Source organism: Stenotrophomonas maltophilia (assembly GCF_013464485.1).
GTDB lineage: Bacteria > Pseudomonadota > Gammaproteobacteria > Xanthomonadales > Xanthomonadaceae > Stenotrophomonas > Stenotrophomonas maltophilia_AW.
Genome location: NZ_RAUX01000020.1, coordinates 1 through 10,208 on the forward strand (window position 1 = coordinate 1; position 10,208 = coordinate 10,208).

Genomic DNA, 10,208 nt, shown 5'->3' on the forward strand with positions numbered 1-10,208 from the left:
CCGGCCAGCGGCCGGCACTACCCTGCGGTGCGCGCGCGGCGTGCAGACCACGCAGGTATCATCGTCGTGAATGCCCTGATTTCCGGAGACATCGATGAACCCGCTGCGCCCCTTCCGCGACAAGATGCCCGTCCTCGGCGAGCGTGTGTACATCGATCCGGCCTGCACCGTCATCGGTGACGTGGAACTGGCCGAGGACGTGTCGGTGTGGCCGGGCACGGTCATCCGGGGGGACGTCAATTACGTGCGCATCGGTGCGCGCACCAACGTGCAGGACGGCACCATCATCCACGTCAGCCACCACAGCCCCTACAACAAGGCCGGCTACCCCACCCTGATCGGTGAGGGGGTGACCGTCGGCCACGGCTGCATCATCCACGCCTGCACCATCGGTGATTACAGCCTTATCGGCATGGGCGCCTGCATCCTCGACGGTGCCCGGGTGGAGCGGCACGGATTCGTCGGTGCCGGCGCGGTGGTCGGACCCGGCAAGGTGGTGGGTGAAGGCGAGCTGTGGGTGGGCAACCCGGCACGCCCGGCGCGTACGCTGAGCGACAAGGAAATCGAGGCGCTGCATTACTCGGCCGATCACTACGTGCGGCTGAAGGATGAATACCTGGGCTGAGGGCCCGACGCTGCCATGTGGCTCTGCTAAAGTCTTGGCCCGACCAGGACCTGTCGAGACCCCCATGCCTGTGGCTGCCTGCCGGAGAGGACTCCGGCGCCCACAACGAAGGCCATCGCGCTGATGGCCGCACCGATGCTCGATACCTACCGCGAGGTGGTGACGCCGGAGGGTGTGCCGCTGCAGTTGCCTGCGGCCGGTCCGGTGCCACGCGCGATGGCCTGGCTGGTCGATCTTGGCATACGCATCGCGGCGCTGGTCCTGATGTCGATTCCGCTGGCGCTGCTGGACGCATTCGGTTCCGGCCTCTATCTGGTGCTGATGTTCCTGGTGTACTGGGCCTACCCCATCGTCTGCGAAGCGCTGTGGGGCCGTACCCTCGGCAAGCGTGCACTGGGCCTGCGCGTGCTGTCCCGCGATGGCGCACCGGTGGGCTGGATGGCGTCCATCACCCGCAACCTGCTGCGTACGGTGGACATGCTGCCGTTCGGGTATGCGCTGGGGCTGATCAGCAGCCTGTTCGATCCGCATGGCCGCCGCCTTGGCGACCTGGTGGCGGGCACCGTGGTGGTGCACGCACCCGCGCTGTACCTGCCACCGCCGCCGACCATCGACAGCGTGCTGACCCCTCCACAACCCCTGCGACCAGAGGAACAGGCCGCGCTGATGGCCTTCGCCGAGCGCGCGCCACGGTTGTCGGCGGCACGCCAGCAGGAGCTGGCCGGTATTGCCGAGCCACTGACCGGCACCCATGGCCAGGTCGGCGTGCTGCGCCTGTATGCGATGGCCAACTGGCTGCTGGGCCGACGATGAAGCAGGAACAGTTCGTCGCCCGCTACCAGCAGGAATGGCAGGACCTGGAGCAGTGGCTGCTGCTGCGTGCAAGCGCCTCACGCCGCACGCGCCGCAAGGCCAGCGGCCTGGCACTGGACGACACCACCTTCCCGCAGCGCTACCGGCGGCTGTGCCAGCAGCTGGCGCTGGCCCGTGAGCGCGGCTACAGCCCGCAGCTGGTGCAGCGCCTGCAGCAGCTCATGCAGCAGGGCCACAGTGTGTTGTATCGCACGCCGCCAACGCGTTGGCGCGGTGCCCTGGAGTTCCTGGTAGCCGACTTCCCGCTGCTGGTGCGCAGCCAAGCACGCAGCATGTGGGTGGCGCTGGCGATGTTCGCGCTGCCGGCGGTGGCCTGCTTCGTGCTGGTGCAGGTCCATCCGGACCTGATCCACATGCTGATGGACAACCGCCAGATCGCCGAGATGGAGCGCATGTACGATCCCGCCGCCGAGCGCCTGGGGCGTGACAGCGGCACCGACTGGATGATGTTCGGCCACTACATCATGAACAACATCAGCATCGCCCTGCGCACCTTCGCCAGTGGCCTGCTGGCCGGGCTGGGCACGCTGCTGGTACTGCTGTTCAACGGCGTGATCATCGGTTCGGTGGCGGGGCACCTGCAGCACATCGGCCATGGCGACCCGTTCTGGCGCTTCGTGGTCGGCCACGGCGCCTTCGAGCTGACGGCGATCGTGATCGCTGGCGGTGCAGGCCTGCAGCTGGGGATGAAGCTGCTGGCGCCGGGCCGCCGCAGCCGCTTGGACGCGCTGGTCGACGGCGGCCGCATCGGTGCCCGGCTGTGCCTGGGCGTTGCGTTCATGCTGCTGGTCGCGGCCTTCATCGAAGCGTTCTGGTCGTCGATCGCCGAAGTCCCCGCATGGATCAAGTTCAGCGTCGCCGGAGCGCTCTGGGCCGGCGTGCTGCTGTGGCTGTGGCGTGGCGGGCGTGGAGGCGGCCATGCGCATTGACCGCCTGGACGTAGTGCTGCGTGCACGCAGCGGCTGGGAAGCGATGGAGCTGGGCAGCGCCCTCGCCCGCCGCCATGCGCGTGCCGTGTGGGGCAGCTGGCTGCTGGCCAGCGCACCGCTGTTCGTGCTGTTCAATGCGCTGGGCTGGTGGCTGGATGCGTTCGGCTGGGCCTGGCTGGCGATGTGGTGGTGCAAGCCACTGTTCGAGCGTGCGCCGCTGTATGTCCTGTCGCGCGGCATCTTCGGCGAGCCCGTGGGGGCGTTGGCCGCGTTGCACGCGCAGCGTCACTGGGGCAATGGAGGATTCTGGGGCTACCTGGGCTGGCGGCGCTTCAGCGTGCTGCGCAGCCTGTGCCTGCCGGTGAACCTGCTGGAAGGCAACTCACCGGGCCAGCGTGGTCCACGCCGTCGCGCGGTGGCGGCCGGCGCGGCGGGAGCGGCGTTGGTGCTGACGGTGGCCTGCATGGCGTTCGAAGCCGTGCTGGTGTCGGGCGCGATCGGTGCAGTGTTCATGTTCATGCCGCTGGACCTGATGTCCGAATCATGGCGTGCGGCGTGGGACATGATCGGCCGGGATACGCCGGCGTGGGCGCAGCTGGGCGTCAATCTGGCGTGCTGGCTGGCATCGGTGCTGATCGGCCCCTTCTACGTCGGTGCAGGCTTCGGTCTGTACTTGAACCGGCGTACGCAGATGGAGGCATGGGACGTGGAAATCGCCCTGCGCCGCCTGCGCGGACGGTTGCTGCCGGCTGCGTCGGCACTGGCGTTGCTGCTGTGCCTGGCATTGCCGCTGGTTTCCGCGCCGGTGCACGCGCAGGACGCGCAGACGATCGCCGACGAGGCCGAGGCCGACGGGGACGCTCCGGAGGCAGCGGCTACTGCGGCGAACGATCCGGCCAACACCCCGGCAACGATCTTCGGCGACACGCCGGTGGACACCGCCGGCTTCCGCCAGGCGGTGAATCGCGCCTACGAGGATCCGCTGCAGACGCCGACCCGCCAGGTCACACGCTGGAAGCCGATCGAACAGGCCGAGGAAAAGAAGAAGGAAGACAAGAAGCTTCAGAGTGACAGCAGCCCCAAGGGCGAACGCACGTCACGCAGTAGCGGCATCGCCTGGCTGGCGCGGCTGGCCGAATGGGGCCTGTGGGGCCTGTTGGGTGTCCTGCTGCTGGTGCTGCTGCTGACCGCACGGATGTGGCTGCCATGGCTGCGCGGCAGTGGCCGGCGCAGGGCTGAGGCCGCCCCGCAGGTGCTGGAGGAGCCGGTGGAACTGCCGGCGGTGCTTCCGCCGGACGTGGCCACCCAGGCCGGCCTGCTGTGGGATCAGGGTCGGCCGCGGCAGGCGCTGGCCCTGCTGTACCGCGCCAGCGTGCGCACCATCGGCGAGCGCACCGGCATCGCGCTGCCTCCGGGAGCCACCGAAGCACAGTGCCTGCGTGCCTCGCGACGCATGCCTGAGGCCACCGACCGCGAACTGTTCGCGCGCGTGGTGCGCGTGTGGCAGTACGCGGCCTATGGCGGCCGCCTGCCCAGCCGCAGCGACTTCGATGCGCTGGCCGCCACCCTGCGCCAGCAGTACGGATGGCAGGCATGAGCCCGCGCCTGTTCTGGTCGCTGCTGCTGGGTGTGCTGGTGCTGTTCGGCGTGCCGCTGACCATTCTCTACCTGCGTACGCACGAGCGGGTGACCGAGACGATTCCGCTTCCACCGCAGGGTGAGGCGGCCTACAACCCGTTGTACGTGCTCGGCCAGGCGCTGCGTGCCGATGGTATCGACGTGTACTCTCGGCCACGGCTGGAGTTGCAGCAGATGGCGCTGGGGCCGAACGATACGGTCGTGCTGCTGCAGAACAGTAGCGAACTGCCTGCGCCGGTCGCCAACGCACTGCTGGACTGGGTCGAGGGGGGGGGCCACCTGCTGGTGCGCACGCCGCCGCCGGCCGAGGACGACGCCGGCAGCACGCAGGGCCCGTTACTGGACCGGCTGGGCGTGGACAGCCTGTTCCAGCGCAGCGACTGCCAGCCCTTCCATGTCGAGGACGATCCCGGCCATGTCGAGTTCTGCGGTGGCCGCCGCTTCACGCTTGGCTTCGGCGCCAGCGCTCAGGCCGAACGCCGCTGGGGCGGTGAACGTGACCTGGTGTTCGCGCGCCTGCGACATGGCCAGGGCAAGGTGAGCGTGCTGGCCGACATGGAATTCATGCGCAGCGAAGTGGATTCGCCGGCAGCGCGGCTGGCCTCCGCAGCAGGTAATGCCAGCGATGGCCTGCACGATGCTTCGCATCGCGACCTGACCCGCTACCTGCTTGATCCGCACTACGGCAAGGGCGCGGTCTGGCTGGTCTATGCCAGCCGCCCACCGTCGCTGTGGTCGCGCATGTTCTATCAGGGCTGGCCACTGTGGGCGCCGCTGCTGCTGGCCCTGCTGGGCTGGTTGTGGGGCCGCTCGCAGCGCTTCGGCAGCCTGCTGCCGTCACCGGTACTGGAACGCCGTTCGCTGCTGGAGCACGTACGTGCCAGTGGTGAACTGCTGCTGCGATTCGGTCACGGCGCACGCCTCTACGATGCCGTGCTCGCGTTGTTTCTGCACCGCCTGCGCCTGCGCGCACCGGTTGCCGCCGCACTTGATGGCGCACCGCGCGATCAGGCAATCGCCGCGCTGCTGAAGTGGCCGCAAAGCCGCGTCGCCAGCGCGCTCGCACCGCCTCCGCCGCACGATTCCTCCGCCCTGCGCGAGCGCATCCGCTTGCTGCTCCAGATGAGATCCCTGCTATGACCGAAGTCCCCGAGCTGCCGGCGGCCGCCAACGCCCGCCTGATCGAACGCGTCGATACCATCCGCGACGCCGTCGGCCATGCCTTCATCGGCCAGGCCGATGTACTGGACCAGATTCTGGTGGCCCTGCTGGCCGGTGGCCATGTGTTGATCGAGGGCGTGCCCGGGCTGGGCAAGACCCTGCTGGTGCGCGCGCTGGCGCAGGCGCTGGAGCTGGACTACGGCCGCGTGCAGTTCACCCCCGACCTGATGCCCAGCGACGTCAGCGGCCACGCGGTGTACGACCCGAAGAGCGAGAGCTTCAAGATCCGCCGCGGCCCGGTATTCACCAACCTGCTGCTGGCCGACGAGATCAACCGCGCGCCGGCCAAGACCCAGTCAGCGCTGCTGGAGGTGATGCAGGAGGGCCAGGTGACCATCGAAGGCAAGGCCTTTACCCTGGCGCCGCCGTTCATGGCGCTGGCCACGCAGAACCCGCTGGAGCAGGAAGGCACCTATCCGCTGCCGGAAGCACAGCTGGACCGATTCCTGCTGAAGGTTCTGATCGACTACCCGCAACTGGAGGACGAGAAGCGCATGGTGACCGCGATCACCAGCGGCCGCGCCGCCAGCGATTTCGATCTGAGCCAGGTGCCGCGCGTGCTGGGTGCAGGCGAACTGCTGGAACTGCAGCGTGCCACCGCCGCGATCACCGTCGACGATGAAGTGATCGACTACGCCGTGCGGATCGTGGCCGCCACGCGGCAGTGGCCGGGCATCGCGGTCGGCGCCGGTCCTCGCGGCAGCATCGCGCTGGTGCGTGCCTCGCGCGCGCAGGCGGTACTGGCCGGCCGCGACTTCGTCACGCCGGACGACGTGCGCGATATCGCCCGCCCGGCACTGCGCCATCGCATCGCGCTGGCGCCGGAATTGCAGATCGAAGGCCAGGACGCCGACGACGTGCTGGGTGCGCTGCTGGCCAAGGTGGAAGCCCCGCGCCGATGAGGCCATCCGCGCTGCTGCTGGTGCTGCTGTTGGCCTGGGCTGCCCTGGGTGGCGTGGTGGTGGCCGGCGTGTTGCCGCGCTGGAGCTGGGCACTGGTCGCCGCGGCCATTGCGCTGCCTGCACTGTTCGATCTGTGGCGGCAGAGGCGGCGCCCTTCGCCGCAGGTGCAGCGCGAGCTGCCCGAAGCGCTGGCGCTGGGCGTGCGCCGCGAGGCCGCGCTGCGGCTGCAGGCGGACGCATCGATGACGGTACAGGTGTTTGATCTGGTCCCCGGTGGCTGGCCGCTGGAATCGCTGCCGCAGCGCGTCAACCTGCAAGCCGGCAGCACCTCCACCCTGCACTACCACCTGCAGCCACTGCAGCGTGGACACTTCCGTTTCGAAGGCGTGCACCTGCGCATGCGCTCGCCATGGCGGCTATGGTGGCAGCAGCGCACCCTGCCCCCGGCGCTGGAGGTACGCGTCTATCCGAACTTCGTACCGCTCACCCGTTTTGCATTGTTCAGTGCCGACCAGGCTTCGCGGTTGGTCGGCGCGCACGTGAAGCGTCGCCGCGGTGAAGGCACCGACTTCCATCAGATGCGCGAGTATCGCGTCGGTGACAGTCTGCGCCAGCTCGACTGGAAGGCCACCGCGCGTGCGCGCAAGCTGATCTCGCGCGAGTACCAGGACGAAAAGAACCAGCAGCTGGTGCTGATGCTGGACAGTGGACGACGCATGCTCGCCAGCGAAGGCGGGTTGTCGCACTTCGACCATGCCTTGAACGCTTCGCTGGTGGTCGCCTACCTGGCGTTGCGCCAGGGCGATGCCGCCGGTTTGTTCGCGGCCGGTGGCGAACGCCGCTGGGTGGCGCCGCAGCGCGGCATGGGCACGGTTGAACACCTGCTGCGCGCCAGCTACGACCTGCAGCCGCGCGCGGTGGCCACCGACTACCTGGCCGCTGCCACCGAAGTGTCGCTGCGCCAGCGCCGGCGTGCGCTGGTGATGCTGGTCAGCAACGTGCGTGACGAGGACATCGAAGACCTGCTGGCGGCGGTGCGCCTGCTGCAGCGACGCCACCTCGTGTGCGTGGCCAGCCTGCGCGAACGTGAGCTGGACAGCGCGCTGGACGGCGAGGTGCATACGCTGGCGGACGCCACCCAGGCCGGCGCTGCGGCGCTGTACCTGCAGCAGCGCGCGAAGGCGCACGAGGCACTGCGCAGCGAGAAGGTGATGGTGCTGGACGTGACCGCAGATGCGCTGCCCGGTGCACTGGTGGAGCGCTATCTGGCGGTGAAGCGCGAAGGGTTGCTCTGATACCAGCGATCGATCTGGTGGGGGCCAACAACGGTTGCCGGCCAGCGGCCGGCACTACCCCTGCAACAACCGACGCACCGCTCTGGTAGGTGCCAACCTTGGTTGGCACAAACCCACGGCGCCGACCAAGGTCGGCCTCTACCCACGGCGGTTGCCGGCCAGCGGCCGGCATTACCCCTGCAACAACCGACGTATCGCTCTGGTGGGTGCCAACCTTGGTTGGCACAAACCCACGGCGCCGACCAAGGTCGGCCTCTACCCACGGCGGTTGCCGGCCAGCGGCCGGCATTACCCCTGCAACAACCGACGTATCGCTCTGGTGGGTGCCAACCTTGGTTGGCACAAACCCACGGCGCCGACCAAGGTCGGCCTCTACCCACGGCGGTTGCCGGCCAGCGGCCGGCACTACCCCTGCAACAACCAACGCATCGCCCTGGTAGGTGCCAACCTTGGTTGGCACAAACCCACAGCGCCGACCAGGGTCGGCATCTACCAACGGCGATTGCCGGCCAGCGGCCGGCACTACCCCTGCAACAACCGACGCACCGCTCTGGTAGGTGCCAACCTTGGTTGGCACGGAATCAACGGCGCCGACCAGGGTCGGCCTCTACCCACAGCGGTTGTTCTACGACCGGCGTCGGTTGCCCACGCCGGCCCGGGGGCGCCGCACCGTCATCAGACGTAGATCCGCGTCGGCGCCTCATCAACGATCGCGTGCGGCACGAAGCGCGCACTGTCGCGGGTGATCGCGCTGTCGTCCTCGCGGATGCCGATGCCGCAGGCGTGGTCACCCACCACCCAGCTGCCGATCAGCGAGTAGCCGCCTTCGAAGCGGGTCAGCGGATGCGCACGCTGGATGATCGCCGGGCCGTCGTAGGGACCGTCGCTGCGTTGGGTGCTGCCATCGGCCAGGTGCATCTCGATGTTGGCGCCTTCGCGCGAGAACAGCGGCTTGCGCACCCAGCCCGACGCCAGCGTGCTGCCGTCATCGAAATGCGCTTCCAGCAGGTTCGGATGGCCCACGTTGCGCTGCCACAGCAGCGGCAGGATGCCCTTGTTGCTCAGCACCGCCTTCCACGCCGGCTCCAGCAGCTGCACGCCCGAGCCGGGCAGCGCGCGGCCGAACTCCTCGGCCATCAGGTCTTCCAGTGGGTACAGCTTGAACAGCGTGCCGATCACCGAATCGTCCAGCGCGGTGAAGCGTCCATCCTCGGACAGACCGATATCCTCGATGGCGATGGCCTGGCCATGCAGACCGGCCTGCGACGCACAGTCGCGCAGGTACTCCACGGTGCCGCGGTCTTCTTCCGAACTGCCCACGGCGCTGAAATACAGCGGCGGCGGCAGCTGCGTGGCCAGTTCGCCGAAGCGTTCGACCAGCGCTTCGTGGATCGCGTTGAACTGGTCGGCATGCTGCGGCAGGCGACCGGCATTGCGCTGGTCTTCCAGCCACTGCCACTGGAAGAAGCTGGCCTCGAACAGCGAGGTCGGCGTGTCGTAGTTCAGTTCGTACAGCTTGGCCGGGCCGGTACCGTCGTAGGCCAGGTCCAGGCGACCGTACAGATGCGGCTGGCGCTGGCGCCAGCTGTCGGCGATCCAGTCGCGGTAATGCGACGGAATCGCCAGCTGGTCCATCAGGCGTTCGCTGCCGATGACATCGCCGACCAGGTCCAGCGCCATCTGGTGCAGCTCGGCGCTGGGGTCTTCGATGTCCTGCTCGATCTGGCGCAGAGTGAAAGCGTAATACGCGCTTTCATCCCAGTACGGCTGGCCGTCGATGGTGTGGAAGCGGAAACCCGCCTCTTCCGCGCGTGCCCGCCACTGGGCACGCTCGGCAATCCGGATACGCTGCATGGGTCGATCAGCCGCCGTAGCTGCCGCTGGTGCTGCGGCGTGCGCTGGTGTTGCCGAAGCCACCACGGCTGGCGGTGACCGCACGGTTCGGTTCGCTGGTGACCGGCGCCAGGCCCGCCTTGCCGGCGCCGATGCCGCTGGCGGTGTTCAGGCCACCGGTACCGCCCGGTGCCGGACGCGCCCAACCAGCGCTCTTGTCCTGGTAGGCCGGCGACGCCGCCGGCGCCTGCGGCGCGAGGCCGCCGCGGTTGCTCAGCATCTGCGACATGAAGAAGCCCATCATCATCGGGCCGATGAACGAGGTACCGGCCGAGGTGTGCTGCTGCACGCACTGTTCCGGCTTGTAGTCCTTCTCGCAGGCTTCCTTGCTGGCGTACTTCGGCGCCGCATCGGCGGCCTGCTTCTGCGCTTCGGCGAAGGCATTGCGGCACGACGAGGGATCGCCGGTGGCCTCGGTGCAGGCCTCCACCGAGGTATACAGGCCTTCCTGCACCTTCACCTCCGGCTCCTTCTGGCAGGCGGTGAACAGCAGCGGCGCAGCGCTCATCAGCAGCAGCGCGGTGGTGCGGGAACGTTTCATGGCCTCATGCCCTGTCGACGGATCAATGCCCCAATGATGCCAAATCCGGACCAGCAACCGGAATCGGCAAAGTCCGAAAGATGAACGGAGTTTCATTTTCGTCGTTCCCCATCATCCACGCATGGCGTGGATCTACCGTGTCGACCAAGGTCGACACCTACCAAGAGCAGAGCGCCGGCCCCGACAGATCGCAGGAAACTGTCGAAGGCGGGGTGGGTCCGCTGGCGGGGGCGTGAGCGCCATGGATGGCGCGACCGAGCCTACATGGACGTATTCACGGCGTCCCCCGCC

The 10,208-nt window shown here is 68.3% G+C and carries 9 protein-coding genes; 7 read left to right on the forward strand and 2 right to left on the reverse strand.

Going from position 1 to position 10,208, the window contains the following annotated elements; all coding sequences use genetic code 11:
- The first annotated feature begins 94 nt into the window (after nt 1–94).
- From D7Y61_RS09910 to D7Y61_RS09940, 7 genes are all read left to right on the forward strand, one after another.
- Complete coding sequence (locus D7Y61_RS09910) at nt 95–625, forward strand: gamma carbonic anhydrase family protein (RefSeq protein WP_180866094.1); 531 nt, start codon at nt 95–97, stop codon at nt 623–625.
- A gap of 123 nt (nt 626–748) precedes the next feature.
- The gene (locus D7Y61_RS09915; protein ID WP_180866095.1) at nt 749–1,438 is read left to right on the forward strand and encodes an RDD family protein; all 690 of its coding nucleotides are present in this window, start codon (nt 749–751) and stop codon (nt 1,436–1,438) included.
- A complete protein-coding gene (locus tag D7Y61_RS09920; RefSeq protein WP_180866096.1) occupies nt 1,435–2,427 on the forward strand; it encodes a stage II sporulation protein M in 993 nt (330 codons plus the stop codon). The genes D7Y61_RS09915 and D7Y61_RS09920 overlap by 4 nt, the downstream gene beginning before the upstream one ends.
- A complete protein-coding gene (locus D7Y61_RS09925) occupies nt 2,417–4,024 on the forward strand; it encodes a DUF4129 domain-containing protein (protein WP_180866097.1) in 1,608 nt (535 codons plus the stop codon). The genes D7Y61_RS09920 and D7Y61_RS09925 overlap by 11 nt, the downstream gene beginning before the upstream one ends.
- Nucleotides 4,021–5,205 carry a DUF4350 domain-containing protein gene (locus D7Y61_RS09930; RefSeq protein ID WP_180866098.1) on the forward strand — a complete coding sequence of 395 codons (1,185 nt, stop codon included), beginning with the start codon at nt 4,021–4,023 and terminating at the stop codon, nt 5,203–5,205. Before D7Y61_RS09925 ends, D7Y61_RS09930 begins: the two co-directional genes overlap by 4 nt.
- A complete protein-coding gene (locus D7Y61_RS09935; protein WP_180866099.1) occupies nt 5,202–6,188 on the forward strand; it encodes an AAA family ATPase in 987 nt (328 codons plus the stop codon). Before D7Y61_RS09930 ends, D7Y61_RS09935 begins: the two co-directional genes overlap by 4 nt.
- A complete protein-coding gene (locus D7Y61_RS09940) occupies nt 6,185–7,483 on the forward strand; it encodes a DUF58 domain-containing protein (RefSeq protein ID WP_180866100.1) in 1,299 nt (432 codons plus the stop codon). Before D7Y61_RS09935 ends, D7Y61_RS09940 begins: the two co-directional genes overlap by 4 nt.
- Nucleotides 7,484–8,158: 675 nt before the next feature.
- Here D7Y61_RS09940 and D7Y61_RS09945 read toward each other — a convergent pair.
- Together D7Y61_RS09945 and D7Y61_RS09950 are read right to left on the reverse strand one after the other, a co-directional pair.
- Entirely contained in the window at nt 8,159–9,337 is a 1,179-nt protein-coding gene (locus tag D7Y61_RS09945; RefSeq protein ID WP_180866101.1) for a glutathionylspermidine synthase family protein, read from the reverse strand.
- Nucleotides 9,338–9,344: 7 nt separating this feature from the next.
- Nucleotides 9,345–9,917 (reverse strand): DUF1190 domain-containing protein, encoded by a 573-nt coding sequence (locus tag D7Y61_RS09950; protein ID WP_071228542.1) that lies wholly within the window; start codon nt 9,915–9,917, stop codon nt 9,345–9,347.
- Nucleotides 9,918–10,208 lie beyond the last annotated feature (291 nt).